Raw genomic sequence first — 23,905 nt, forward strand, 5'->3', positions numbered from 1 at the left:
GGTCAAGTGGGGAGGTGAAGCCGTGCCATCTGTTCGTCAGCTTGACTGTTTTATCGAATTTCCTGATAATAAGATGAGAAATTGGTATAATAGTTTGGTATACTTATGCTTAATCGGAGAGTCACATCTTGGCCGCCATGATGGAAGATCCGCTCGGATTAGTGTTGGTTGACGTGGCGCGGTTACTGCGGAGGCGCTTCGAGAAGGCGCTTGAAAACGCAGGGCTCGGGTTGACGGTCGCCGAAGCGCGAACGCTTGCTTTCGTGAGCAGGCGTCCGGGGCTGCGACAATCGACCCTCGCCGACGAGCTCAGCGTCGAGCCCATGACCCTGGTGGGGTTCCTGGATCGGCTGGAGGCTGCGACTCTGGTCGAGCGGATACAGGATCCTGCCGACCGTCGGGCCAAGCTGATCCGTCTCACCCCGAACGCCGCCGGCGTTGTCAGGCGCATCCGAACGATCGGAAAGTCCGTTCGTGAAGACGCTGAACGCGGCATCGATCCCGACGTGGCCGAGACGATGCGGCTGGCGCTGCTGAAAATGCAGGATAACCTCTTGAGCCGCGACGACCTGCTCGCCTGAGCGGCCCCGTCAAAACTCGCTCCGTAATACAGAGCCCATTCCGTTCGGCCGATCGGATGGGCTTTCTTGTTTGTGGGAGAGGGCCCCGCTTCTGAGCCGCCCCGCTTTTCTCACGCGATCTCGCGTCGCTCGAAAACGGCTAGTCCTTGCCGGGGGCGATGTTCAAGAATTCGGCCAGGTGTCGATAGAGCACGGGGTCGGCGGCGACGAAGCCACCGGGATAGCCGCGCTCGATGGCGTCATAGGCGTCGGGGTTGGTGTTGCGCATGTCCGTCAACGCTTGCAGCAGCCGCGATTTCGCCATGTCCGGCAAATCCTTTCGCACCACATGCGGACCGAACGGGATCAGCTCGGATTGCCAGATCACCCGCAGGGTCGAGGGGGACAGCGCGCCATCGCCGGCAAGGACGGCGAGCGGGCCGGAGCCGATCGCCGGGCTGAGCGGCTCGCTGGACGAGGACCAGGCCGTGGCGAGATCGACCTCCCCGGCGATGAGCGCGCGCAGCGCCGTCTCGCTGTCAGCGGTCTCGACGATACGCAGGAAATAGCTTTCGGGATAGATCCCCTCGCTGGCAAGCCCCGCGAAGGGCGCGCGGCGGCCGGATAGCGAATCCTTGGCGCCGACGGCAATCCGCGTGTTTCTCGCATCGGCGAGCGAGGTGATCGCGCTATCGCTCTTCGTCACCAGCAGGGCGCGAAAACCGCGAGCGTGGTCGGCTGTTGTCGGTTGAACCAGCGGCTCGGCGCAGACGCATCGCTGGTCGAGCGCGAGGAACGCGAGCGAAGACAGCACAGTATACTGGACGCGTCCGGTCGATTGCGCCTCGATCAGCGCTTCATAGGAGCGGGCCGGGAACAATTCGACTGGAACCGCCAGCGCGTAGTGCAGGTACGAGCGGAATTTTTCCAGCCGCGCCACCTCATAGGCGGGATTGTCGCCCGCGATGAAGCCAACCCGCAACGTGCCGACATCGTCGCGCCAGTCCGCCAGCGCGGGCGAAGTGAGGGCCAGCAGCAGGGCGAACCAGGCGATGATGTGGCGCATGTCTTGTCCTCAGCTGGGCAGTCGGGCGAGCAGGCGGGCCCGCGTCGGTTCATCGACGAAGGCGGCTTCAAGCGAGGTGCGCGTCGCCGCGATCAGCTCGGCGTCGGACAATCCGAGATCCGTCGACAACCACTCATATTCCGCCCCGATCGAAGAACCGAAATAGGGCGGATCGTCGGAACTGACAGTGACGCGGGCACCGGCATCCTGCAGGCGGCTATAAGGGTGGGCGGCAATGTCCGGATAAAGCCCGAGCGCGACGTTCGAGCCGGGGCAAAGCTCCAGCACGATGCCTTCCTCGACGATGCGGCGAACCAGGTCGGCATCCTCGATGGCGCGCACACCATGGCCGATCCGGCTGACGCCGAGATGGTCGAGCGCGTCGCGCACGCTCTGCGGGCCGCCGAATTCGCCGGCATGGACCGTCAAGCCAAGGCCGGCCTCGCCGGCAATGCGAAACGCATCCGCGAAATCGCGCGGGTGATGCATGCGTTCATCGCCCGCCACGCCAAAGCCGGTGACGAGCGGGTGCGGTTCGTTGGCGACCGTCTCGGCGGCGACCAGAATCCGGTCCGGGCCGTAATGGCGCACGCCGGTGGCGATCATCCGTCCGACGATGCCCGTCGCAGCCTCGGCGTCGCGAATGCCCTGCGCCAGCCCCTCGACATAATCCTTGTAGGTCAGGCCGGAGGCTATCGCGTGATCGGACGAGATGAAGACCTCGCCATAGATCGCGCCCTCGGCGGCAAGGCTGGAGAAGTAGGTGAAGGTGAGGTCGCGATAGTCTTCCGGCGTGCGGAACACCGCGGCGGCGCGGTCATAGGCGTTGAGGAAGCTGGTGAAATCATGCCAGGCGAAGTCGCCGTTCTCATCGAACAGGCCGGCGAGGTCGACGCCGTGCCGCGCGCCGATACGGCGCACGAGATCGGGCGAGGCCGCGCCCTCGACGTGGCAATGCAGTTCGGCCTTGGGGATATGGGCAACCATCTAGAGAAGACTCCGTCCATGTCGTCCGGGCGCCAGCCCGAGATGCGCCGCGACCGTCTCGCCGATATCGGCAAAACTTTTTCGCGCGCCAATGTTTTTTCCCGGCATCGGGGTGCCGTCCGCGTTTCGTCCGAAGGCGAGGATCGGCACCTGTTCGCGGGTATGGTCGGTGCCGCGCCAGGTCGGGTCGCAGCCATGATCGGCCGTGATGACGACGAGATCGCCGGGCCGAAGCGCCGCCTCGATCTCCGGCAGTCTTGCGTCGAACGCCTCCAGCGCCGCTGCATAGCCCGGAACGTCGCGACGGTGGCCGTAGAGCATGTCGAAATCGACCAGGTTGGCGAAGACGAGATCGCCGTCCTTCGCCGCTTCCATCGCGGCCAGCGTCGCATCGGTCAGCGCTGCGTTGCCGGAAGCCTTGTTGACGTCGCTGATGCCCTTGTGGGCAAAAATGTCGCCGATCTTGCCGATGGCGAGCGTCCGGCCACCGGCTGAGATCACGCGGTCGAGCAGTGTCGGCTCCGGCGGCGGCACAGCGTAATCGCGCCGATTGCCGGTGCGCTCGAACGTCTCGGCCGTTTCGCCGATGAAGGGGCGGGCGATGACACGGCCGATTGAATAGGGGTCGACCAGCCGGCGCACGGTCTCGCAAAGCGCATAAAGCCGCTCGAGCCCGAAATGGCTTTCGTGCGCGGCGATCTGGAAGACGGAATCGGCCGAGGTGTAGCCAATCGGCTTGCCGCTTCGGATGTGCTCTTCGCCAAGCTCGGCCAGGATGGTGGTGCCGGAGGCGTGTTTGTTGCCGAGGATCCCAGGCACCTTCCCCTCGCGGACAATCGCGTCGGTCAATTCGGCTGGGAAGCAGGGCTCGGTTTCCGGAAAATAGCCCCAGTCGAACGGCACCGGCACGGCGGCGATTTCCCAATGGCCGGACGGCGTATCCTTGCCGTTCGAGACCTCCGCCGCATGTCCGTAGATCGCGTTCCTTCCGGGAGCGGGGAGGTTGGCCGGCCAGCTGCCGCTGGCGCCCTGGGCGGCTGCGCCAAATCCGAGACGGCCGAGATGGGGCAGAAGCAGGGGGCCGGAACGCAGGCCCTCCCGGTCGCCGCGCCCGCTCGCGCAGGCTTCCGCGATGTGGCCAAGCGTGTTTGCGCCCGCGTCGCCATAGGCCGAAGCATCCGGCGCGCCGCCGACGCCGACGGAATCAAGAACAATCAGGACGGCACGCGACATGAAAGGACAACCTGAACGATGGGACGCTCAGGATAGGCCGGGGTGCCCCCGCGCCACAAGCGGGACCGTTCCGTGGGGACAATCCGCGCTGCCGGGACATGTTGACGTGGCGGCGCGGTTTCCAGCGCTTGAACGGCAGGCTACGGTGCATGCAACCAAGACAAGCGAGGCCAATGATGAACAGCGTGACGGTGATCAATCACCCCCTGGTGCAGCACAAGCTCACCATCATGCGCGACAAGCACACGTCGACGGCGGGCTTCCGCCGGCTGCTGCGCGAGATCTCGACGCTGCTTTGCTATGAAGTGACGCGCGATCTCGAAATGACGACGACGACGATCGAGACGCCGCTGACCGAGATGGAAGCCCCGACGCTCGCCGGCAAGAAGCTGGTGTTCGCCTCGGTGCTGCGCGCCGGCAACGGCCTGCTCGAAGGCATGCTCGACCTCGTGCCGGCGGCGCGCGTCGCCCATGTTGGCCTCTATCGCGATCCGAAGACGCTGCAGGCGGTCGAATACTACTTCAAGGCGCCGGACAGCCTCGACGAGCGGCTGACCATCGTTGTCGATCCGATGCTGGCGACCGGCAATTCGGCGATTGCCGCCGTCGACAAGCTGATCGAGCGCGGCGCCAAGGATATCCGCTTCCTGTGCCTGCTCGCCTCGCCGGAGGGCATCGCCAAGTTCCAGTCCGTCCATCCGACCGTTCCGATCTTCACCGCCTCGATCGACAAGAACCTGAACGAAAAGGGTTATATCATGCCGGGTCTAGGCGATGCCGGCGACCGGATGTACGGCACCAAGTGATCCGTCACCCAGCGATCCGTCACCAACGGATCCGCTAGCGGGTCGGTCGATCTCGGCCGGCGATTGGCTGTCGAGGAGTCCCGGCTTCTCGATTTCCTCGGTCCGCACGGTAAAACTCACCAGCGTGGCGTTGCCAAAACTATTGGTCAGCGCCACGTCGGTTGCGTCGCGGCCCCGCGCCATCACCACGCGGCCGATGCGCGGCTTGTTGTGGCGGGCGTCGAACGTATACCAGCGACCGTCGAGATAGGCCTCGAACCAGGCCGAGAAATCCATCGGCGCCGGATCGTAGGGAACCCCGATATCGCCCAGATAGCCGGTGCAGTAGCGCGCCGGAATGTTCATGGCGCGGCATAGCGCGATGGCGAGATGGGCGAAGTCGCGGCAGACGCCGAAACGCTCATTATGCGCCTCGAGCGCCGTGCGGGTCGGCCTTGCCAGTGGATAGCTGAAGGTCAGGTGATTGTGCACATAGGAGACGATCGCCTGCACGCGCGAGCCATTTTCCGGCAGATGACCGAACAGCGGCCAGGCGACGAAGCCAAGATGGTCGGTCTCGCAATAGCGGCTGCCGAGCAGGTAGACGAGGCATTCTTCCGGCAGTTCCTGCACCGGCAGGATGCGCGCCTCCGGCGCAACCACATCGGGCTCGCCGTGATCATAGACGACGCCCTCGGTCCAGATCCGGGTTCGGCCGGCCGGCAGCACCGTCCGGCTGGCGAGATTGCCAAAACCGTCTAGATAGGTGTCGATCGACACCACCGGATCGGAAACGAGATAATCCTGCTGGATCATGCGGTCGCCGATACTGGGATGCACCCGGAGCATCATCAGCATGGGCGTGGGCTGCGGGCATTCGAAAGCAATGTCGAATCCGATGCGGATGTGCATGACGCCTCTCTCCACGAAATGGGTTTGATTTCCCAATGCGTCGGCGGGCCGAAGCGTTCCGTAGCGGTCTGGCGGTAGTTTAGGCAGTCGCTGCCGCCATATTGTCCATTGATCCAGGGTGGGCAGTGACTTGGAGCCTCGGGCCCTTCGCAAAAACGGAGAAGGCTCTGGCTCCTGCCGCGTCGCGTTTCTTCACGCGAACCGCTGCGCATGTCGCTCGAAACGCTCTAGGATGGGCGATGACCTTTTCTTCGGATGAAATCGAGCGCTATGCGCGTCACCTGTTGCTGGCGGAAGTCGGCGGGCCGGGGCAGCAGAAGTTGAAGGCGGCGCGCGTGCTGGTGCTGGGCGCTGGTGGGCTCGGCGCGCCGCTGATCCAGTATCTGGCGGCGGCCGGCGTCGGCACGATCGGCGTCGTCGACGATGACCGTGTCGCGCTGTCCAATCTGCAGCGGCAGGTGATTCACGATACGGCCGGCATCGGCAGGTTGAAGGTCGAGAGCGCTCGCGACGCCGTGCAGCGCCTCAATCCGAATGTCGCGATCGAGACGCACGCCCTGCGGCTCGATGCGCAAAATGCCGATGCGCTGCTGTCGACCTATGATGTCGTGGCGGACGGCACCGACAATTTCGAGACGCGCTTCCTCGCCGCCGATCGCTGCGCCGAATTGCGGAAGCCGCTGGTCACGGCGGCGGTCGGGCGCTTCGACGGCTCGCTGACGACACTTCTTCCTTGGGCCAGCAACGCCGAAGGCGTCCGCAATCCTGGATTTCGCGACCTGTTTCCCGCGCCGCCGCCGCCCGGCCTGGTGCCGAGCTGCGCCGAGTCCGGCATTTTGGGCGCGCTCACGGGTGTGCTGGGCAGCCTGCAATCGGTCGAAGTCTTGAAGCTGATCGTCGGCATCGGCGAGCCGCTGATCGGCCGGCTGCTCCTCGTCGATGCGTTTTCCATGCGCTTCGAGACCATCCGCTACAAGCGGAAGACACCTGCGCGAGACTAAGTCAGGAAACGCCCTCTGCATTACTCCGCCCTCAACATCCTGAGGAGGCCCGCAGGGCCGTCTCGAAGGACGCAAAGAGGACATGCAAACCCAAAGGAAACTCCTTTAGGCTGTGCGTCCTTCGAGACGGCTTTCTCCGAAAGCCTCCTCAGGATGTTGGACATTGGGGCTGCACCTATCAGCGTTCTGTAGCGCGAGGTGAGAAGCTGGACTTCCGCGAAGTTCGCTTGCCTGAAACATCCTTCCTCACCTCTCCCTGAGGGAGAGGTCGACAGCCAAAGGCTGGCGGGTGAGGGTTTACGGCCTCACCGGATGGTTTCCTTAACGCTCACCCGGAGCTGCGCTTCGACCTCTCCCTCAGCGGGGCGCAAAGCGGGAATCGACCCAGATGTTTCTTGCTTTAGCGGATAAGGCCGAACAGACCGAGTAGGCCGATAAAGGGAATGGCGGGATGGCGCGATCCGCGCAGGCCGTCCTGCGGCGGTGTCTCGGCGCGCCGGCTCTGTGCGGGCGGAAGCTCGCGCTCGAAGCGGTCCTGATACAGGCTCTTGAACAGATAAGTGGCGGGAATCATGATGACTCCTCCTGATCGATGAATTATGAATCGATTCAATTCACGGTCGCACGCACGTCGATTGAACCGGTTCAAGATAGGTCTTCGCAAAAAGCTGGTCAAGCGAAAATTGAACCGATACAAGGATGGTGTCAAAAATTCTGTTCCCGCGACCAGCGAGCGCGGGGCAGGCGGGTGTCGGGCTGACCGCGTGGCGCTAGAATGTCTCGACGCGGAGGCGCGCGGCGGTATCGCCGTCCGCAGCGGAGCGGAAGGAACGTGAAACCGGAATGAAGCGCGCGATCAAGCTTTCGGATGTGGCCAAGGCCGCTGGTGTCTCTCAGGGCACGGCCTCGAATGCCTTCAATCGGCCGGAGATCGTCCGTCCGGAAGTGCGCGAACGGATCGAAGCGGCGGCGCGTGAGCTTGGCTATGCCGGGCCGGATCCCAAGGGTCGCCTGCTGCGCGCCGGCAAGGTCAACGCCATCGGCGTCGTCACCACATCGCCGCTGGGCTATTTCTTCGAGGATCCCTACGCCCGCGCCATCATGACGAGCATTTCCGAGGCGTGCGACGTGCATGGCGCCGGCATTTCCCTGGTTTCGGCGGCGAACGAGGAAAAGCTCGCCTGGAACATCCAGAGTGCGATTGTCGACGGCTTCATCCTGTTCTGCATCGAAGGCGGCGCCCGGCTTGTCGAGCTGACCCGCGAACGGCGGTTGCCCTTCATCGCCCTTCAGCTCGAAGGTCTGGATGAGACGATTTCGGCCATCGGCATCGACGAGTTCTCATCGGCGCGAACTGCCGGACGCCACATCATGGCGCTCGGTCACCGCGACGTCGCCATTTTGGCGCTGGAACTCACGGAAGGCCATATCGGGCCGGTGTCGGAGACGGAGGTTGACGCCGCGCTCTATTCGACGACGCGAAACCGCATCCGCGGCTATCAGGCGGCGATGGTGGAATTCGGCGTCGACGCTGCGACGGCGCCGATCTTCGAGACGGATCACACTTCGGCCAGCGTCGAGGCCGCGCTGGCAGAGCTGTTCGGCTCCGACCGCCCGCCCACGGCGCTGCTTTGCATGTCCGACCGTGTCGGGTTGATCGCGCTAGATTGGCTGCGGGCGCGAAAAATCTCCGTGCCGGGCGATGTTTCGGTGATCGGATTCGACGGTGTGCCGGACGGCGAAATTTCCAATCCGCCGCTCACGACCGTGGCGCAGCCGATCGCCGCCATGGGCCGCCAGGCCGCCGACATGATTCTGGGCGGCATGAATGAACCGCACCGCGAGCAACTCCCCGTCGACCTGATCGTCCGCGCGTCAACCGCCGCGCCGGGGTAGGGCACTTAAACTCGACCATCATCCTGAGGTGCCCGGCAAAGCCGGGCCTCGAAGGAGGGTCCAGGGATAACCACTTGTTGCACGCACGTCGTCTGCAAGCCGGCGTGCTGGACCCTCCTGACTTCGCTTGCGCGAAGCACCGCAGGATGATGGCGGAGGGGGCGGCCGAAGCGACGCTCCCGAAAAAATCCGAATCCGGCTTAGCGGTGATGCTTAGCCGACTCAGAGCATCGAGGGCAGGACGCGATCCGGCGGCTTGTGGCCGTCGAAATAGGCGCGGATGTTGATGAGAACTTTTTCGCCCATGGCGATGCGGCCCTCGATCGTCGCCGAGCCCATATGCGGCAGCAGCACGGCCTTGCCCTTGGCGGCGAGGCGCAGCAGCTTCGGGTTCACGGTCGGCTCATGCTCGAACACGTCGAGGCCCGCGCCGGCGATAGCGCCGGTCTCCAGCAGCTTGGCCAGCGCGTTTTCGTCGATGACGTCGCCGCGCGAGGTGTTGACTACATAGGCTTCGGGTCGCAGCAGCTTCAGCCGTCGTTCCGACAGCAGGTGGAAGGTGCCGGGCGTGCGCGGGCAATTGACCGAGATGATGTCCATCCGGGCCAGCATCTGGTCGAGGCTGTCCCAATAGGTCGCCTCCAGCCCTTCCTCGATCTCCGTCGAGAGGCGATGGCGGTTGTGGTAGTGGATCGACAGGCCAAACGCCTTGGCGCGGCGGGCCACGGCCTGGCCGATCCGGCCCATGCCGACAATGCCGAGCCGCTTGCCTGCCATGCGCCGTCCCAGCATCCAGGTCGGCGACCAGCCGGCCCAGTCATGGTCCGGCGTCAACACGCGCGATCCTTCTACCACCCGGCGCGGCACGGCCAGAATCAGCGCCATCGTCATGTCGGCCGTGTCCTCGGTCAAAACGCCGGGGGTGTTGGTGACGGTGACTCCGCGGGCGAGAGCTTTTTCCACATCGATGTGGTCGAAGCCGTTCGAGAAGCTGGCGATCAGCTTCAGTTGAGGGCCGGCCTCGGCGAGGATCGCGCCGTCGATGCGGTCGGTCACGGTCGGAACCAGAACGTCGGCGACTTTCACCGCCTCGATCAGCGCTGCCTGCGACATCGGCCGGTCGTCGATGTTCAGCTGCGTGTCGAATAATTCGCGCATTCGCGTTTCGACCGCGTCCGGCAGCCGGCGCGTGACGATGACAAGCGGCTTCTTCTTCATCGCGTCGGCCTCTCCGTTGAGAGCTCCTTAACCATGGAGCGTCACACTATGCGCGTCGGCTGGTATACCCCGTCGCTGCGTATCTCGATCCTCTACCAGACAGCCCGTCGATCATAAATGGTTCGGAGGTCGGGCGTTCGGGAAAGAACTTCCGGTCGCAGCCTCGGGCGATAGAAGAGGGGTGATTACGCGATGGTTTTGTCTGCAATCCAGGGAATGTCCGCTCGGCTGCGTTTTGCGCGCCAGGTCCCTCGTGCGCTGGCCGTCGCGTTGGTGGCCTCCCTCGCTCTCGTTGCCCAGCCGAGCCTGCCCGCCGTCGCCCAGGGCGCGGCCGGCGCGACGCCAAAGCTCGGGCCGAGCGGCCTGCCGCTACCACGCTTCGTCTCGCTCAAGGCCGGCCGCGTCAATGTTCGCGTCGGTCCCGGCCAGGGCTACAAGGTCTCGTGGGTGTTCACCCGTTCCGCTCTGCCGGTCGAAATCGTCCAGGAATTCGACAACTGGCGCCGCATCCGCGATTCGGACGGCGCCGAGGGCTGGGTTTTCCACAGCCTGCTCGTCGGCAAGCGCACGGCCGTCATCGCGCCCTGGCAGGATGGCGACCCGCTGCCGATCCGCGCCAACCCGATCGACACGGCCGAAATCACGGCCTATCTGCAGCCCAAGGTCGTTTCGTCGGTTTCAAAGTGCGAGGATGGCTGGTGCCGGCTGATCGACAAGCGCTTTCGCGGCTGGATCAGGCAGAGCAATCTCTGGGGTGTCTATCCGGACGAGGACCTCGAGTAAGCAAGCCTTGAGGGGAGCAGCCTTGAAGTAAGCAAGCCCTCGCCCGCAAGCGGCCGAGGGCTTTTTGGCATGCGCGTTCATATGTGCGCGTCATCCCGCCAAACGCACGCGCGTCGCCCTCGTGGAGAGGGCTGATGGTCTTTCAGGAGATGCTCACAAAAAAAACGGACCGCCAGCGATCCGGGATTGGGATCGATCCGGCAATCCGGCGCGACAGGGCAGGGGCCGCCCCGTCTGCGCAAATCCTTCGGTCTCGCTCGGTGAATCGGACGAGACGCCTTCAGGCGATCAGTTGCCGATGCGGCGCAGGCGGACGACGATGTCGACGCGCGTGATTTCCATGCCCTCGGGCGGCACCGGAACGTCTTCGACCCGCAGCGTCGACATCGGGATATCGAGAACGCGGTTCTCACCCTCGACGTAGAAGTGGTGGTGATCGTCGACATTGGTGTCGAAATAGGTCTTCGAGCCGTCAACCGCGACTTCGCGCAGCAAGCCGGCTTCGGTGAACTGGTGCAGCGTGTTGTAGACCGTCGCCAGCGACACCGGCACGCGATGGCTCATCGCCTCTTCGTGCAGGCCTTCGGCCGAGATATGGCGATTGCCGCGCTCGAACAGGATCTCCGCCAGGGCCAGGCGCTGACGCGTCGGACGCAAGCCCGCCGTACGCAGCATGACGCGCACTTCCGAAACCTTCTTGTCGGCGGTGCGGGTTGCTTTTCTGACGAGGTCCATACGCATTTGGGATCTGTCCGTATCTTGACGTTCGAGGCAGCGAAACTGGCCCTCATCCCCGGAAGGCCGGGCCAGTCCAGATAACCTAACTCTAAAGTGAAGCTTTAGCAACAGGCCAAAAAACTGGCCTGTTGCCTCGCTTCTGGAGCGTCAGCCCAGCTTGTTGCGGGCTGCGAGCGTGCGCAGACGAAGCGCATTCAGCTTGATGAAGCCTGCCGCGTCCTTCTGGTCGTAGGCGCCGCGATCGTCCTCGAAGGTGACGAGCGCGTCGGAATAGAGCGACTTCGGCGACGAACGACCGACGACGATGGTGTTGCCCTTGTAGAGCTTCAGCCGGACCGTGCCCTCGACATGCTCCTGGCTCTTGTCGATCAGGGCCTGCAGCATCTCGCGTTCCGGCGCGAACCAGAATCCGTAATAGATCAGCTCCGCATAGCGGGGCATGATCGAATCCTTGAGATGCGCGGCCTCGCGATCGAGCGTCAGGCTTTCGATGGCGCGGTGGGCGGCGAGCAGGATGGTGCCGCCGGGCGTCTCGTAGATGCCGCGCGACTTCATGCCGACGAAGCGATTCTCGACCAGGTCGAGACGGCCGATGCCGTTATCGCGGCCCAGGTCGTTCAGCTTGGTCAGGATGGTTGCCGGCGACATGTGGACGCCATCGATGGAAACCGCGTCGCCCTTCTCGAAGCCGATCTCGACATAGGTCGCGACATCGGGAGCGTCCTCGGGCGCCACGGTGCGCATGAAGACGTAGGGCGGGGCTTCCTGCGACGGGTCTTCCAGAACCTTGCCCTCGGAAGACGAGTGCAGCAGGTTGGCGTCGACGGAGAACGGCGCTTCGCCGCGCTTGTCCTTGGGAACCGGGATCTGGTTCTTCTCGGCGAAATCGAGCAGGTCGGTGCGGGACTTGAAGTCCCACTCGCGCCAGGGTGCGATGACCTTGATGTTCGGGTTCAGCGCATAAGCCGAGAGTTCGAAGCGGACCTGGTCGTTGCCCTTGCCGGTGGCGCCATGGGCGATCGCATCGGCGCCGACTTCCTTGGCGATCTCGACGAGGCGCTTGGCGATCAGCGGCCGGGCGATCGAGGTGCCGAGCAGGTAGGTGCCCTCATAGAGGGTGTTGGCGCGGAACATCGGGAACACGAAGTCGCGGACGAATTCCTCGCGCACATCCTCGATGTAGATCTGCTTGATGCCCATCATCTCGGCCTTCTGGCGGGCCGGCTCGAGCTCTTCGCCCTGGCCGAGATCGGCCGTGAAGGTGACGACTTCCGCGCCGTATTCCAGCTGGAGCCACTTCAGGATGATGGAGGTGTCGAGCCCGCCGGAATAGGCGAGGACGACCTTCTTGACATCGGACATTGTGAGGCCGTTTCCGCGAAAATGAAGGATGGCTGCGCTTATAGTATGCCGGCAACCGGCCAGCAACCGCGGCCGGGTTCCCGCCGCCCTGACAGCCTGGCTCAAAAAAAATCCGGCGCCGCTGCGGTGTGGTGAACCGCTGCGGCGCCGGAGAGCCTCGGGTATCCCCAAGGCTACGCAAACAGGTGAACCTGCTTGAGCGAATGCGTTATTCGGCGTCGTTGCTCGGCGCGGCCTGGAGCTGGCAATACAGTTCCTTGCCAAGCTCGTTGTAGAGGCCGAGCTGGGTCTCGAGGAAGTCGATGTGACCTTCCTCGTCATGCATCAGCTCTTCGAACAGGGCCATCGAGACATAGTCCCCGGCGGCGAAGCAGACGTCGCGGCCTTCCTTGTAGTAGTTCCGCGCCACGTATTCGCCGCGCAGATCCGCCTCAAGGACTTCCTTGACGTTCTGGCCGATTTCGAGCGGGTCGAGAACCTGCAGATTGGGGAAACCGTCGAGGAAGATGATGCGCGCGATCAGCTTGTCGGCGTGATGCATCTCTTCGATCGACTCGGCCCGCTCCTTCTTGGCGAGCTTCGTGAAGCCCCAATCCTCGGTCAGGCGGTAGTGCAGCCAGTATTGGTTGACAGCCGTCAGCTCCAGGCGAAGCGCACGGTTGAGATACTCGATGACCTTGGCATCGCCCTTCATGGCGGCATCCTTTTCTGGAATTGTTCTAAATCCAGAATAGGGCGCAAGGTCGCTATCGTCAAATGACAATTCGGAATCGGGACTCCGGCGAGGCATCAGCCGAAGGCGGCGATGTCCTCGGTTTCCTCGGAGCTGCTGCCGAGCGGCTCGGGGCAGGTGACGATGGCGCCGGACTCAGCCAGCAGTTTTCGCACGAGGATGAAACAGACGGTGCACTGCGCCTTGGCGCCGAGTGCACGGTAGACGCGGGCGGGCGTCAGCGGGCGGCCCGGCGTCTCGCGCGCCAAACGCTCGGCCGTCTCGAGGATGAGGGTCTTGGTGAGGTAGTTGCAGGAACAAACGATCATGACAGCGGACTAGGTTGCCTCCGTGGGCTTCCGTTTTCCAAGAGATAAGCCTTTGTGACCGCGCCCGCCAGCCGTTCCTCGACCGCCGCCGCCATGAGTCGCACGCGCATAGGTGGGCGCTTGTCTCGTACCGCTTTGGCCGGGACCGGCAAATCGCTCGCCCTATTTCGTCACGACGAACCAGCCGCCGCCACGGCGCGCTTCGCCATTACCTTGACGAGGTTGGCCCGGTATTCGGCCGAGCCGTGCAGGTCGGCCAGCATGTTGGCCGGATCGACGACGATGGCATCGAGCGCGGAGGGCTGGAAATCCGCCGTCAGCGCCACCTCGAACGTGGCGTCGCGGTAGACGCCGTCCTGGCCGGCCCCGGTGACACCGACCCGCACGCTGCCATCCTCAAGTATCGCGACGAACACGCCCGCCATCGCATAGCGCGACGCCGGATTGGGGAATTTGGCGTATGCCGCCTTCGCGGGGATCGGGAAGGCGACGGAGACGAGGATCTCGCCATCCTCCAATGCCGTCGTGAACAGGCCCTGGAAGAAATCGGCGGCTTCGAGCGTGCGCTGCGTCGTCACGATCGTGGCGTCTAGCGCCAGCACCGCGGCCGGATAGTCGGCGGCCGGGTCGTCATTGGCGAGCGACCCGCCGATCGTGCCGCGATGGCGCACATGCGGATCGCCGATCTGGCCGGCCAGGGCTGCCAGCGCCGGGAACACGGCCCGGATTTCGGCCGATGTCGCCACTTCGGCATGGGTGACGGCAGCGCCGATCGTCACCGTGTCGGCGGTCACGACGATGCCCTTCAGTTCCACCAGCCGGGCGAGGTCGACAAGGTCGGACGGCGCGGCGAGGCGCTGCTTCATCGTCGGCAGCAACGTCATGCCGCCGGAAAGATAGCGCCCCTCGGCGGCAGCGGCGAACAGGCTCTTCGCTTCGTCGAGGTCGCGCGGGCGATGATAATTCGTCTCATACATCGTCGTTCACTCCGCCGCCTGGACGAGGCCGGGATGGCGCTGGCCGGCCATGTGGTCGGCGGCGGCCTGGATCGATTTGACGATGTTGTGATAGCCGGTGCAGCGGCAGATATTGCCCTCCAGCTCATGCCGGATGGTCGCCTCGTCGAGCCGTGCGTCATGGCGCTCGATCATGTCGACAGCCGCCATGATCATGCCCGGCGTGCAGAAGCCGCATTGCAGGCCGTGATGTTCGTGGAACGCCGCCTGCACCGGGTGCAGTTCGCTGCCATGGGCCAGCCCTTCGATGGTCAGGACAGCCGAGCCGTCGGCCTGCGCCGCCAGCATGGTGCAGGATTTCACCGCCTTGCCGTCGACATGCACGACGCAGGCGCCGCATTGCGAGGTGTCGCAGCCGACATGCGTACCGGTCAGGCCGAAGGTTTCGCGCAGCAGCGTGACAAGGAGCGTTCGGCCCTCGACATCGGCCCGTCGCTCCTTGCCATTCACGGTCATGGATACGCTGGTCATCATCTCTCCCTCTCATCTCCGGCGGCCTGTGGTGGGCGAACCGGAAAGTTGACGCGCACCGTGCTCCTTGTTGGCTCGCGTCTTCACGCGAACCGGAACCCTGGTCGCTCGAAGACGCTTTAGCGGGTTGTGACCGCCAGGAAGCCGATCACGACGATCAACGCCAGCAGCCCCCAGACATAAGGCCCGCCGAGGAAGCCGCGTCCTGCCGCGACCTCGACCTCTTTCTCGATCTCTTCCGCGACCTCGGCCAGATCCTGCGATTCGTCGTCGATCTGGTGTTCGATCCGGTCGGTTTCCAACTCGTCGGCGATCTCGGCTTCGCCCGGCGTCGCCAGCGGCGGCGCTTCGCCGCTGAGGCGGGCGGCGAACGCGCCGAAGAATTCGTCGGCCATCTTCTTCGCCGTGGTGTCGATCAGCCGCGAGCCAAGCTGCGCCAGCTTGCCGCCGACCTGTCCCTGCACGTCATAGGTCAGGATGGTGTCGTCGCCATCCTCGGCGAGCCGTACATTGGCGCCGCCATTGGCAAAGCCCGCGACGCCGCCCTTACCTTCGCCGCGGATCGTGTAGCTCTCGGGAGCGACGACATTGGAGAAGGTGACGTTGCCGACGAAGGTCGCCTTGACCGGTCCGACCTTGGCCACGACCTTGGCGGTCATGGCGTCGTCCGCCGTCCGGGTCAGTTCCTGGCAGCCGGGAATGCAGGCCTTCAGGACTTCGGGGTCGTTCAGCGCCCGCCAGACATCATCGCGTCCGGCCGGAATTCTGTATTCGCCCGTCATTTCCATGGATCATTGTCCTTGTGAGCCAGGCAGAAGATGATTGTCGCCAATCCGCTGCCCGTCCGCGCGTTGTGGCGGAGGTCTTGTCTGGAATGATTATGCTTGCATGCGTCTTGGGCGACGGCAAGCCGCGACTTGGACGACGTCAAGCCGCCCTTTCGTCGATCGCGGCAAGGGCGTGCGGCGCCGAGAACAGCCGGCCCGCTGCGTCAATAACGGCGCGCCGCGCATCACGTTCCTTGCGCGGATCGATTGGCTTTCGGCGCGGCGAACGCTATGAACCGAACATGACGACTGCTCCCGAGATTTCCATCGCCCCCTCCGCTTCCCAGACCCCGGCTTCGCGCTGGCCGGTCATGCTGACGACCGAGGGTTGGTCCGACTATGCGTTGATCGATTCCGGCCACGGCCGGAAGCTCGAACGCTATGGTCCGTTCCGGATCGTCCGCCCCGAGGCGCAGGCGCTCTGGACGCCGCGTCTCTCCGCCGAGGAATGGGATCGCGCCGATGCGATCTTCACCGGCGCCAAGGACGAGGATTCCGACGGCCGCTGGAAATATCACAAGCCGCTGGGCGAGACCTGGCCGATGGTCTGGCCGCTGCCGCGCGCCGTCGGCGAGGGCGAAATGCGCTTTCTCGGGCGCTTCACAGCCTTCCGCCATGTCGGCTTCTTCCCCGAGCAGGAAATGCACTGGGCCTGGTTCGGCCAGAAGATCCGCGAGGCGAAATACGCGGATCCCAAGCGCCAGCCCAAGATCCTGAACCTGTTCGGCTATACCGGCATCGCCTCCTTCGTCGCGGCGATGGCCGGCGCGCAGGTGACGCATGTCGACGCCTCGAAGAAGGCGATCGGCTGGGCGCGCGAAAACCAGACCATGTCGGGCATCGCCGATCTGCCGGTGCGCTGGATCGTCGACGACGCGATGAAGTTCGTGCAGCGCGAAGTGCGCCGTGGCTCGAAATATGACGGCATCATCCTCGATCCGCCAAAGTTCGGCCGTGGTCCGAATGGCGAGGTCTGGGACATCTTCGAGCGCCTGCCCGAGATGATGGCGCTCTGTCGCCAGCTGCTCTCCGACGACGCGCTGTTCCTCTGCCTGTCGGCCTATTCGATCCGCGCCTCGTTCATGGCGATCCACGAGACCTCGGCCGAGGCGCTCGCGGGCCTGCCAGGCACGCTCGAATCCGGCGAGTTGCTGATCCGCGAGGAAGGCGGCGGCCGCACCCTTTCCACCTCGCTCTTCTCCCGGTGGTCCCGCGATGCCTGATCATTCCTCGATTGCCGCTCCCGGCTCGGTCAAGACCGTCACCAGCCTGACCAATCCGACGATCAAGGATATTCGCGGCCTGGCGCTGCCGAAGAACCGCAAGGAAAGCGGTCTGTTCGTCACTGAGGGCATGAAGCTGGTCGCCGACGCGGTCGAGGAAGACTGGCCGATCAAGATTCTCGTCTACGGCGCCAAGGTTGCCGACCATCCGGTAGTCCGGCGCGTCGCGACGACCGCGCATGCCCGTGGCGGCGACGTGCTGGAAGTCTCGGAAGCGGTGCTGGCCAAGATTACCCGCCGCGAAAATCCGCAGATGGTCGTCGGCGTGTTCGAGCAGAAGCTGACGCCGAAGAGCGACATCAAGCCCGGCCCGACCGGCGTCTGGGTGGCGCTGGAAGGCATCAAGGACCCCGGCAATCTCGGCACCATCATTCGCACCGCTGACGCTGTGGGCGCCGAGGGTGTCATCCTGGTCGGCGACACGGTCGATCCGTTCGGCGTCGAGGCGGTGCGCGCCACCATGGGCTCGATCTTCCACATGAAGCTCGCCCGCATGAGCGTTGCCGAATTCAAGGAATGGCGGAAGGGCTGGCCCGGCATCGTCGTCGGCACGCATCTCTCCGGCAAGTCGGATTACCGCACCATCGATTATGACCGGCCGGTGATGCTGTTCATGGGCAACGAGCAGTCGGGCCTGCCGGAAGATCTCGCCGCCACCTGCGATCATCTGGTCAAGATCCCGCAGGCGGGCAGGGCGGATTCGCTCAATCTGGCGATTGCCACGGGCGTGATGCTCTATGAAATCCGCCGCGACCGGCTGAAGCTCTGATCCGCATGTCCGAAACGCCGTCCGAAACCACCGTCGCCGCCCGCATTCCCGGCCCGTTCTCGGCGCTGGGCCTGTCGGTCATGGCGCTGACGATCGTCATCGATCAGATTTCCAAGTGGATCGCCGACGCCAATCTCGTCTACCAGCAGGGCGTCGAATTCCTGCCTTTCGTCGCGCTCTACCGGGTCAACAATACCGGTATCGCCTTCTCGCTCGGCAACAGCGCCGACAGCCTGATCCTCATCGTCCTGACGGCGATCGTGACGGGGATCGTGCTTTACGTCTGGCGCGGCTCGACCGACGGTGGCCGGCTTGCCACCACCGGCTTCGCGCTGATTGCCGGCGGCGCGGTGGGAAATCTGATCGACCGTGTCTGGCACGGCCATGTGATCGATTTCCTGTATCTGCATTGGGGCGAGCGCGGCTTCTTCGTCTTCAATCTCGCCGACGTCGCCCTGACCCTCGGCCCGATCCTGCTCGCCTGGGTGTTTCTGTTCCAGGGCGGGAAAAAGGGCTGAGATCGTCTTTCAGCGACCAAACGCGTCGATTGCTGCGCCCTGACATGCACCGACGGCTCCAGCGAAGAGCAACTCGCCAACTGTCGTCTTTGCTCGGCCCAGTTGTCGGCGCAGTTCGCCACGGACCGGCTCGACAGCGCCGAGTGGTTTCGACGATTGGGCGAAGAGGTCCCGTGCCATGCCACGCGTACAAGACGCGACGCGAGCGGCGATGGGCTGGACCCCACACGCGGCGCCAGCCGGGTTCAGCGGAATTTCGTTCCAGGCTTCTGTCTTCTTCTTAAGATAGGCCATCGATGCTGCGCGCTGGGTCGCACTCAGTCCGGCCTTGCTCAACAAGGATGACGTTGCAGTTGTCTCCTTGCGTAGATCTAGGGTCGGGCAACCCGGCGCGGCGCCTGCCAGATCGAAGGCCAGTAGGCTGAAAGTCAATGCGACGGAGATCTGCTTTATCATTCGTACATCCAGTTCGTGGTGTGCCTGCATTCGGTGTCCGAGCGGATGTGAAGGTCTGCCTCTAAAGCACCGTCCCGTCGTTTTCGATGCGCAGCGCCGGCCCGCCATCGACGTGCGTTTCCGGATCCTGCGTCCACCCACCTAAGTGACGGCTTGCATCACCTTGGCCAGCGGCAACGCCTCGGCGTCGAGCCCGAGCTTTTCACGCACCAGCACGGCGACGCTGTCGAGCAGCGCCACCGTCAGCGCCCGCCCTTCGACGGTGAATTCGTCCCCGTCCAGCGAACGCTTGCCGGCCGGGGCATGCCTCGGCACCAGAACGCCAGCGTCCAGGAAAAGCGTGCCGATGCGGTCGTCCGGAATCCCCGTCAACACGTCCAGATCAACCACCTCGACCCCGGTCCAGAGCAGTGGTTCGATGAGAGAGTAGCTCAGCCATTGTGCCGGCTGGTGCAACGGTACCAGGCCGCTGGTCGGGTCGTCCGTCACGAGCTTTGCATGTTCGAACGTGTCGCCCAGCGCCACGCCGTCGCGCAGCAGGGAACCTGGCCAGAGCGGGCCGAGCGCTTCCTGTACCAGGTCGAAAATCTGGAGCGCCGAAACCCTCCCGTCCTCGTCGGCAGTGGCCAGCACCTTGGCGAACAAGCCGCCCGGCCGCGCTTCGCCTTCGCCAAACAGATCGGCGCGGTCGGCAACGATCCGCCCGAGCTTGTTGAGGAGCCGGACACGGTCTTCAAGCCCGGCCATCGGGTTTTCGGGTGTTACCTGAAAGGCTTCGGCGAGATCGGCAGCATCCAGAACGGCCAGCGCCGCCGCATCGACGCGCAGCGGGTCGGCCGGGTCCTGCGAGAACAGGCCGGAGGCGAACAGGACGAGGCTCGCCACCCCAACGCCCTCGGAGCCCGACAAAGTCTCGCCCGTCATCGCCTCGTGATAGTGCCAGTCCGGTCCGGGATCGGAGTCGAGAGCCACGCTGACGATGGCGAGATCAAAGGCGGCGCGGCCGAAGACGAGCGGATCGGTGATGCCGGCGGCATCCACCAGCCCGCCAAAACGATCGATCTGCCCGGCCTCGAAATCGCGCCAGCGCGAATGGAAGGGGATGTCGAGATCGGGATAGTCGGCGCGGATCGTTTCGATGACGGCGTCCGCCGCCGCCGGCAGCTTTTTGAGATCGACAACAAAGTGGTCGAGCTTTCCGGCGATACCGAGTTCGAGCAGAAGGTTTGCACGCTCGCGCACGGCGCTGGCGGAGAGCAGGGAGGAAATGGCGGCCAAGGGGTTCTCCGTCAAAGCGATGGGCGAGGGATCTCTCACGGCCCAAGCGGGCTTCGCTCTAGCAGATATTCACGCTCGCCGTCATGCCGGATGAGAGCGAGCAAGGCACGCATCCGGCGCTCGGTGTGAAAAAGGCAGGCCTTTGGCCTGCCTTGGCGTCCTACTTGGTTCGGCAGCGGCCGGTCTTGGTCGTTTCCTTGTCGCCGTCGTCATAGGCGATGCCGATCTTCTCGCCGGCCAGGGAAGAGATCGTCCCGGCGTACCAACTGCCGGCGCCCTTGTAATTGCACTCGACCTTGGTGCCGATGGTCCAGTTATAGGGGCGGACCGCCTTGATCTTTACGGTTTCCCGATCGCCGTCATCATAGCGAACGGTGATGTCGTCGCCCTGCAGCTTTTCGATGACGCCCGGAAACCAGTAGCCGGCGTTCTTGTAGTTTCCAAGAACCCAGTCACCAGCCGTCTGCGCGCTCGCGCCGCCGATTGTTGCAAGAACAACGGTTGCCGCCAGCAGGATCGAAGTCGATTTTTTCATGAAGCCCCCAAACGAAGAATGCGCCGATCCACGAATGGATCGACGCACCTGCCTTATACGGAAGTTCGCCGCTTCGCCATGAAGGCTCGATGCCGGAGGCAACGACGAAAACAAGATCCATCCGCTTTGGAGCGCCATTCTTCACCTCTCCCTGAGGGAGAGGTCGACGGCCAAGGGCCGGCGGGCGAGGGTTTACGGCCTCACCGGAGGGTTCCCTAAACCCTCACCCGGCTCTTCGAGCCGACCTCTCCCTCAGGGAGAGGTAAGCACAGATGTTTGGAGCTTTCTCCGCTCAGCCTGTGCGGCTGAAGCGGAAAATCGTCTCCTGCCGATAGGTCTCGCCGGGGCGCAGAATGGCGTCCGGGAAATCCTTCTGGTTCGGCGCGTCGGGGAACAGCTGCGCTTCGAGGCAGAGGCCGGAATTGGCGCCGTAGATCTCGCCGTTGAGGCCTGGATCCTGCGCCTTGGTCATCTGGCCGCCGTAAAACTGCACGCCGGGCTCGGTCGAGGTGACATCGAGCGCCAGGCCGCTCTTCGACGAGGCAAGGCGGGCGAGCGTGTGCGGCGTTGCCGTCTTCTCGCGCGTCACGACGAAGTTATGGTCGTAGCTGTCGACGATGCGGTCATGCCCGTCGCCGACCGGGCGACCGGCGCGGAAATCATATTCCGTGCCTTCGACAGGGCGGAACTCGCCGGTCGGGATCTTGCCTTCGTCAACCGGCAGATAGGTTTCGGCCGGAATGGTCAGGACGTGGCCGCGGATTGTCCCCGCGCCATCGAGATTGAAGTAGCTGTGCTGGGCCAGATTGACCGGCGTCGGCTTGGTCGTGGTGGCGGTGATCGAGGTCTTGAGCGTGCCCGGCGCATCGATCGAATAGGTCAGCTCGACCTCGAGCTTGCCCGGATAGCCCTCGTCGCCATCCTCGCCGGTGATGGCTAGCGTCACGCTCGAGGCATCCGAGCGGACCAGCTTCCAGACGCGGGTGCCAAATCCCTTGAAGCCGCCATGCAGATGGTTCGGCGCCTCATTGGGCGAGACCTGGAAATCCTCACCGTCGATGGTGAAGCGGCCACCGGCGATGCGATTGGCGAAACGGCCGGCGACGGCGCCGAAATAGTTGGGATTGCGGACATAGCCTTCGATCGTGTCGTAGCCGAGCACGAGCGGATGCGGCACGCCGGCAAGGCGGATGTCCTGGATCACGGCGCCATAGGTCAGGATCGTGGCGGTCAGGTCGCCATGGGCGATGGTCACGGCTTCGACGGCGGTGCCGTCCGGCAGGGTGCCAAAGGAGCGGGCGGACATGGGAGCGTCTCCGGAAAGTTTGTCGTGTTCTAGGGCCAGATCATATCGGAGGATCCGGCATTTCACCTCTCCCTGAGGGAGAGGTCGGAGCGCAGCTCCGGGTGAGGGTTTAGGGAACCATCCGGTGAGGCCGTAAACCCTCACCCGCCGGCCTTCGTCCGTCGACCACTCCCTCAGGGAGAGGTGAAGAAGTGCGCTGGTCTTCCACGTTTCTGTCCTGTTCTGGCGCAGAGGCCTCAGATGGTCTGGTTGTAGGCGCCGACTTCCGGATTCTCGCGCAGCGTCTCGTCGACGGCCTTGAACATTTCGCGCATCCGCGCTTCCGAAACCGGGCTTTCGACGACGACGACCATTTCCGGCTTGTTCGACGAAGCGCGGACGAGGCCCCAGGTGCCGTCCTCGTTGACGACGCGCACGCCGTTGACGGTGATCAGATCGACGATCTTCTGGCCGGCGACGAGTTCGCCCTTGGCCCGCTTTTCCTCAAAGCGCGCGACCACCTTGTCGATGACGCCATACTTCTTTTCGTCGTCGCAATGTGGCGACATGGTCGGCGAGCCCCAGGTCTTGGGCAGCGCATCCTTCAGCTCGGCCATCGACCTGCCGGGGTTGCGATCGAGCATGTCGAGGATGGCGAAGGCGGAGACCAGGCCGTCGTCATAGCCACGGCCGATCGGCTGATTGAAGAAATAGTGGCCGGACTTTTCGAAGCCGGCGAGCGCGCCCAGCGCGTTGACGCGGCGCTTGAGATAGGAATGGCCGGTCTTCCAGTAATCAGTCTTCGCGCCATTGGCGAGCAGCACCGGATCGGTGGCGAACAGGCCGGTCGACTTGACGTCGACGACGAAGGTCGCGTTCGGATTGAGCGCCGAAAGGTCGCGCGCCAGCATCACGCCGACCTTGTCGGCAAAAATCTCGTCGCCGGTATTGTCGACGACGCCGCAGCGGTCGCCATCACCGTCAAAGCCGAGGCCAACCGCCGCGCCATGCTCCAGCACCGCATCGCGGATCGCGTGCAGCATCTTCATGTCTTCGGGGTTCGGATTGTAGCGCGGGAAGGTGAAATCGAGATTGGCATCCATCGGGATGACTTCGGCGCCGATCATCTCCAGCGCTTTCGGCGCGAAGGCGCCGGCCGTGCCGTTGCCGCAGGCGGCGATCACCTTGATCGGGTGCTTCAGCTTCGGCCGGTTGGTGATATCGGCGAGATAGCGCGCCGGGAAGTTTTCATGGAAGACGTAAGCGCCGCCGCCGCGAAGATCGAAGGCGGCCGTCAGCACGAGCTCCTTCAGGCGGGTCATCTCGTCCGGGCCGAAGGTCAGCGGTCGCGCCGCGCCCATCTTGACGCCGGTCCAGCCATTCTCGTTATGCGAGGCCGTGACCATGGCGACGGCCGGCACGTCGAGATCGAACTGGGCAAAATAAGCCATCGGCGTCACCGCGAGGCCGATGTCATGCACCTTGACGCCGGATGCCATCAGCCCGGTGACGAGCGCCAGCTTGATCGAGGCGGAATAGGAACGGTAGTCGTGGCCGGTGACGAGCTCGCGCTTGACGCCCATCTCGCCGAGCAGCGTGCCGAGACCCATGCCGAGCGCCTGCACGCCCATCAGGTTGATCTCGTCGCCGAACAGCCAGCGCGCGTCATATTCCCGGAAGCCCGTCGGCTTCACCATCGGCTTCGATTCGAAGTCGTAGGTGTTCTGGACAAGCTTGGGCACCGGCGTCGGAAACATACGAAACTCCCGTTCGAAACATCGGGTCGGAGAGTGGCGTGTAAATCGTTGCCAAAGCAACACTGCGCACGCGAGAACCGATGGAGAAGATAGGCCGGCACATGCGTCGGTCCTGTGTCGGGCGGGAT

At 64.1% G+C, this 23,905-nt stretch carries 26 protein-coding genes; 8 read left to right on the top strand and 18 right to left on the bottom strand.

The features are described from left to right. Positions 1–137 precede the first annotated feature (137 nt). Complete coding sequence (locus OSH12_RS25240; RefSeq protein ID WP_266346440.1) at positions 138–581, top strand: MarR family winged helix-turn-helix transcriptional regulator; 444 nt, start codon at positions 138–140, stop codon at positions 579–581. A 139-nt stretch (positions 582–720) separates the two neighbouring features. On the opposite strand, the gene OSH12_RS25245 is transcribed toward OSH12_RS25240, so the two are convergent. From OSH12_RS25245 to OSH12_RS25255, 3 genes are read right to left on the bottom strand one after another with little or no spacing between them, the layout of a single operon-like run. Beyond that, positions 721–1,626, bottom strand: coding sequence for a phosphate/phosphite/phosphonate ABC transporter substrate-binding protein (locus OSH12_RS25245; RefSeq protein ID WP_266346413.1), 906 nt, complete (start codon positions 1,624–1,626; stop codon positions 721–723). 9 nt (positions 1,627–1,635) lie between these two features. After that, positions 1,636–2,613, bottom strand: a complete 978-nt coding sequence (locus OSH12_RS25250) for an adenosine deaminase (protein WP_266346414.1) — start codon at positions 2,611–2,613, stop codon at positions 1,636–1,638. Further along, positions 2,614–3,846 (bottom strand): phosphopentomutase, encoded by a 1,233-nt coding sequence (locus OSH12_RS25255; RefSeq protein WP_266346415.1) that lies wholly within the window; start codon positions 3,844–3,846, stop codon positions 2,614–2,616. Between the two features lie 176 nt (positions 3,847–4,022). On the opposite strand from OSH12_RS25255, the gene upp reads away from it, so the two are divergent. Further along, positions 4,023–4,652 (top strand): uracil phosphoribosyltransferase, encoded by a 630-nt coding sequence (upp, locus tag OSH12_RS25260; protein WP_266346441.1) that lies wholly within the window; start codon positions 4,023–4,025, stop codon positions 4,650–4,652. On the opposite strand, the gene OSH12_RS25265 is transcribed toward upp, so the two are convergent. Further along, positions 4,614–5,543 carry a transglutaminase-like domain-containing protein gene (locus tag OSH12_RS25265; protein WP_266346416.1) on the bottom strand — a complete coding sequence of 310 codons (930 nt, stop codon included), beginning with the start codon at positions 5,541–5,543 and terminating at the stop codon, positions 4,614–4,616. The two genes, upp and OSH12_RS25265, sit on opposite strands and share 39 nt — an antisense overlap. A gap of 239 nt (positions 5,544–5,782) precedes the next feature. Between OSH12_RS25265 and moeB the strand changes: the two genes are divergently transcribed. Then, complete coding sequence (gene moeB, locus OSH12_RS25270) at positions 5,783–6,544, top strand: molybdopterin-synthase adenylyltransferase MoeB (protein WP_266346417.1); 762 nt, start codon at positions 5,783–5,785, stop codon at positions 6,542–6,544. A 400-nt stretch (positions 6,545–6,944) separates the two neighbouring features. On the opposite strand, the gene OSH12_RS25275 is transcribed toward moeB, so the two are convergent. Further along, positions 6,945–7,118, bottom strand: a complete 174-nt coding sequence (locus tag OSH12_RS25275) for a hypothetical protein (protein ID WP_266346418.1) — start codon at positions 7,116–7,118, stop codon at positions 6,945–6,947. 269 nt (positions 7,119–7,387) lie between these two features. Here OSH12_RS25275 and OSH12_RS25280 point away from each other — a divergent pair, with 269 nt between their 5' ends. After that, positions 7,388–8,440, top strand: a complete 1,053-nt coding sequence (locus OSH12_RS25280) for a LacI family DNA-binding transcriptional regulator (protein WP_266346419.1) — start codon at positions 7,388–7,390, stop codon at positions 8,438–8,440. A 222-nt stretch (positions 8,441–8,662) separates the two neighbouring features. On the opposite strand, the gene OSH12_RS25285 is transcribed toward OSH12_RS25280, so the two are convergent. Then, the gene (locus OSH12_RS25285) at positions 8,663–9,658 is read right to left on the bottom strand and encodes a 2-hydroxyacid dehydrogenase (RefSeq protein ID WP_266346420.1); all 996 of its coding nucleotides are present in this window, start codon (positions 9,656–9,658) and stop codon (positions 8,663–8,665) included. A gap of 216 nt (positions 9,659–9,874) precedes the next feature. Between OSH12_RS25285 and OSH12_RS25290 the strand changes: the two genes are divergently transcribed. Continuing rightward, a complete protein-coding gene (locus tag OSH12_RS25290; protein WP_266346421.1) occupies positions 9,875–10,441 on the top strand; it encodes an SH3 domain-containing protein in 567 nt (188 codons plus the stop codon). A 288-nt stretch (positions 10,442–10,729) separates the two neighbouring features. Here the strand turns inward: OSH12_RS25290 and irrA are convergent, their stop codons facing one another. From irrA to OSH12_RS25325, 7 genes are all read right to left on the bottom strand, one after another. Continuing rightward, on the bottom strand, positions 10,730–11,182 hold the full coding sequence (irrA, locus tag OSH12_RS25295; RefSeq protein ID WP_323180733.1) for an iron response transcriptional regulator IrrA: 453 nt from the start codon (positions 11,180–11,182) through the stop codon (positions 10,730–10,732). A gap of 144 nt (positions 11,183–11,326) precedes the next feature. Then, positions 11,327–12,541, bottom strand: a complete 1,215-nt coding sequence (locus OSH12_RS25300) for an argininosuccinate synthase (protein ID WP_266346422.1) — start codon at positions 12,539–12,541, stop codon at positions 11,327–11,329. A gap of 208 nt (positions 12,542–12,749) precedes the next feature. Further along, positions 12,750–13,235 (bottom strand): bacterioferritin, encoded by a 486-nt coding sequence (gene bfr, locus OSH12_RS25305; protein ID WP_266346423.1) that lies wholly within the window; start codon positions 13,233–13,235, stop codon positions 12,750–12,752. Between the two features lie 95 nt (positions 13,236–13,330). Further along, a complete protein-coding gene (locus OSH12_RS25310; RefSeq protein ID WP_266346424.1) occupies positions 13,331–13,582 on the bottom strand; it encodes a (2Fe-2S)-binding protein in 252 nt (83 codons plus the stop codon). Positions 13,583–13,752: 170 nt separating this feature from the next. After that, the gene (locus OSH12_RS25315; protein ID WP_266346425.1) at positions 13,753–14,559 is read right to left on the bottom strand and encodes an FAD binding domain-containing protein; all 807 of its coding nucleotides are present in this window, start codon (positions 14,557–14,559) and stop codon (positions 13,753–13,755) included. A gap of 6 nt (positions 14,560–14,565) precedes the next feature. Next, positions 14,566–15,069: a (2Fe-2S)-binding protein gene (locus OSH12_RS25320; RefSeq protein WP_266346443.1), complete on the bottom strand. Its 504-nt coding sequence runs from the start codon at positions 15,067–15,069 to the stop codon at positions 14,566–14,568. Between the two features lie 119 nt (positions 15,070–15,188). Further along, positions 15,189–15,857, bottom strand: coding sequence for a CoxG family protein (locus tag OSH12_RS25325; RefSeq protein WP_266346426.1), 669 nt, complete (start codon positions 15,855–15,857; stop codon positions 15,189–15,191). Positions 15,858–16,138: 281 nt separating this feature from the next. Here OSH12_RS25325 and OSH12_RS25330 point away from each other — a divergent pair, with 281 nt between their 5' ends. The 3 genes from OSH12_RS25330 to lspA are packed head-to-tail and all read left to right on the top strand — an operon-like array spanning position 16,139 to position 18,466. Next, positions 16,139–17,119: a class I SAM-dependent methyltransferase gene (locus OSH12_RS25330; protein ID WP_266346427.1), complete on the top strand. Its 981-nt coding sequence runs from the start codon at positions 16,139–16,141 to the stop codon at positions 17,117–17,119. Further along, positions 17,112–17,948, top strand: coding sequence for a TrmH family RNA methyltransferase (locus OSH12_RS25335; RefSeq protein WP_266346428.1), 837 nt, complete (start codon positions 17,112–17,114; stop codon positions 17,946–17,948). The genes OSH12_RS25330 and OSH12_RS25335 overlap by 8 nt, the downstream gene beginning before the upstream one ends. A gap of 5 nt (positions 17,949–17,953) precedes the next feature. Next, complete coding sequence (gene lspA, locus OSH12_RS25340; protein WP_266346429.1) at positions 17,954–18,466, top strand: signal peptidase II; 513 nt, start codon at positions 17,954–17,956, stop codon at positions 18,464–18,466. Between the two features lie 9 nt (positions 18,467–18,475). On the opposite strand, the gene OSH12_RS25345 is transcribed toward lspA, so the two are convergent. From OSH12_RS25345 to OSH12_RS25365, 5 genes are all read right to left on the bottom strand, one after another. Then, complete coding sequence (locus OSH12_RS25345; RefSeq protein ID WP_266346430.1) at positions 18,476–18,922, bottom strand: hypothetical protein; 447 nt, start codon at positions 18,920–18,922, stop codon at positions 18,476–18,478. A gap of 141 nt (positions 18,923–19,063) precedes the next feature. After that, positions 19,064–20,200: a DUF1688 family protein gene (locus OSH12_RS25350; protein ID WP_323180734.1), complete on the bottom strand. Its 1,137-nt coding sequence runs from the start codon at positions 20,198–20,200 to the stop codon at positions 19,064–19,066. 160 nt (positions 20,201–20,360) lie between these two features. Further along, a complete protein-coding gene (locus OSH12_RS25355; RefSeq protein ID WP_266346431.1) occupies positions 20,361–20,735 on the bottom strand; it encodes a tudor domain-containing protein in 375 nt (124 codons plus the stop codon). A gap of 292 nt (positions 20,736–21,027) precedes the next feature. Further along, positions 21,028–22,041, bottom strand: a complete 1,014-nt coding sequence (locus OSH12_RS25360) for an aldose epimerase family protein (RefSeq protein WP_266346432.1) — start codon at positions 22,039–22,041, stop codon at positions 21,028–21,030. 236 nt (positions 22,042–22,277) lie between these two features. Further along, the gene (locus OSH12_RS25365) at positions 22,278–23,777 is read right to left on the bottom strand and encodes a phosphomannomutase/phosphoglucomutase (RefSeq protein WP_266346433.1); all 1,500 of its coding nucleotides are present in this window, start codon (positions 23,775–23,777) and stop codon (positions 22,278–22,280) included. Positions 23,778–23,905: the final 128 nt, after the last annotated feature.

The organism is Kaistia terrae (assembly GCF_026344005.1).
In the GTDB taxonomy this organism is placed as follows: domain Bacteria; phylum Pseudomonadota; class Alphaproteobacteria; order Rhizobiales; family Kaistiaceae; genus Kaistia; species Kaistia terrae.

Excerpts from the sequence above, each read along its gene's own strand:
- OSH12_RS25280 (WP_266346419.1), top strand. The coding sequence starts at position 7,388 with ATGAAGCGCGCGATCAAGCTTTCGGATGTGGCCAAGGCCGCTGGTGTC.
- moeB (WP_266346417.1), top strand. The coding sequence starts at position 5,783 with ATGACCTTTTCTTCGGATGAAATCGAGCGCTATGCGCGTCACCTGTTG.
- upp (WP_266346441.1), top strand. The coding sequence starts at position 4,023 with ATGAACAGCGTGACGGTGATCAATCACCCCCTGGTGCAGCACAAGCTC.
- OSH12_RS25250 (WP_266346414.1), bottom strand. The coding sequence starts at position 2,613 with ATGGTTGCCCATATCCCCAAGGCCGAACTGCATTGCCACGTCGAGGGC.
- OSH12_RS25330 (WP_266346427.1), top strand. The coding sequence starts at position 16,139 with ATGACGACTGCTCCCGAGATTTCCATCGCCCCCTCCGCTTCCCAGACC.
- OSH12_RS25345 (WP_266346430.1), bottom strand. The coding sequence starts at position 18,922 with ATGATAAAGCAGATCTCCGTCGCATTGACTTTCAGCCTACTGGCCTTC.
- lspA (WP_266346429.1), top strand. The coding sequence starts at position 17,954 with ATGTCCGAAACGCCGTCCGAAACCACCGTCGCCGCCCGCATTCCCGGC.
- OSH12_RS25245 (WP_266346413.1), bottom strand. The coding sequence starts at position 1,626 with ATGCGCCACATCATCGCCTGGTTCGCCCTGCTGCTGGCCCTCACTTCG.
- OSH12_RS25355 (WP_266346431.1), bottom strand. The coding sequence starts at position 20,735 with ATGAAAAAATCGACTTCGATCCTGCTGGCGGCAACCGTTGTTCTTGCA.
- OSH12_RS25320 (WP_266346443.1), bottom strand. The coding sequence starts at position 15,069 with ATGACCAGCGTATCCATGACCGTGAATGGCAAGGAGCGACGGGCCGAT.
- OSH12_RS25315 (WP_266346425.1), bottom strand. The coding sequence starts at position 14,559 with ATGTATGAGACGAATTATCATCGCCCGCGCGACCTCGACGAAGCGAAG.
- bfr (WP_266346423.1), bottom strand. The coding sequence starts at position 13,235 with ATGAAGGGCGATGCCAAGGTCATCGAGTATCTCAACCGTGCGCTTCGC.
- OSH12_RS25275 (WP_266346418.1), bottom strand. The coding sequence starts at position 7,118 with ATGATTCCCGCCACTTATCTGTTCAAGAGCCTGTATCAGGACCGCTTC.
- OSH12_RS25360 (WP_266346432.1), bottom strand. The coding sequence starts at position 22,041 with ATGTCCGCCCGCTCCTTTGGCACCCTGCCGGACGGCACCGCCGTCGAA.
- OSH12_RS25285 (WP_266346420.1), bottom strand. The coding sequence starts at position 9,658 with ATGAAGAAGAAGCCGCTTGTCATCGTCACGCGCCGGCTGCCGGACGCG.
- OSH12_RS25365 (WP_266346433.1), bottom strand. The coding sequence starts at position 23,777 with ATGTTTCCGACGCCGGTGCCCAAGCTTGTCCAGAACACCTACGACTTC.
- OSH12_RS25255 (WP_266346415.1), bottom strand. The coding sequence starts at position 3,846 with ATGTCGCGTGCCGTCCTGATTGTTCTTGATTCCGTCGGCGTCGGCGGC.
- irrA (WP_323180733.1), bottom strand. The coding sequence starts at position 11,182 with ATGCGTATGGACCTCGTCAGAAAAGCAACCCGCACCGCCGACAAGAAG.
- OSH12_RS25335 (WP_266346428.1), top strand. The coding sequence starts at position 17,112 with ATGCCTGATCATTCCTCGATTGCCGCTCCCGGCTCGGTCAAGACCGTC.
- OSH12_RS25290 (WP_266346421.1), top strand. The coding sequence starts at position 9,875 with ATGTCCGCTCGGCTGCGTTTTGCGCGCCAGGTCCCTCGTGCGCTGGCC.
- OSH12_RS25300 (WP_266346422.1), bottom strand. The coding sequence starts at position 12,541 with ATGTCCGATGTCAAGAAGGTCGTCCTCGCCTATTCCGGCGGGCTCGAC.
- OSH12_RS25325 (WP_266346426.1), bottom strand. The coding sequence starts at position 15,857 with ATGGAAATGACGGGCGAATACAGAATTCCGGCCGGACGCGATGATGTC.
- OSH12_RS25240 (WP_266346440.1), top strand. The coding sequence starts at position 138 with ATGATGGAAGATCCGCTCGGATTAGTGTTGGTTGACGTGGCGCGGTTA.
- OSH12_RS25310 (WP_266346424.1), bottom strand. The coding sequence starts at position 13,582 with ATGATCGTTTGTTCCTGCAACTACCTCACCAAGACCCTCATCCTCGAG.
- OSH12_RS25265 (WP_266346416.1), bottom strand. The coding sequence starts at position 5,543 with ATGCACATCCGCATCGGATTCGACATTGCTTTCGAATGCCCGCAGCCC.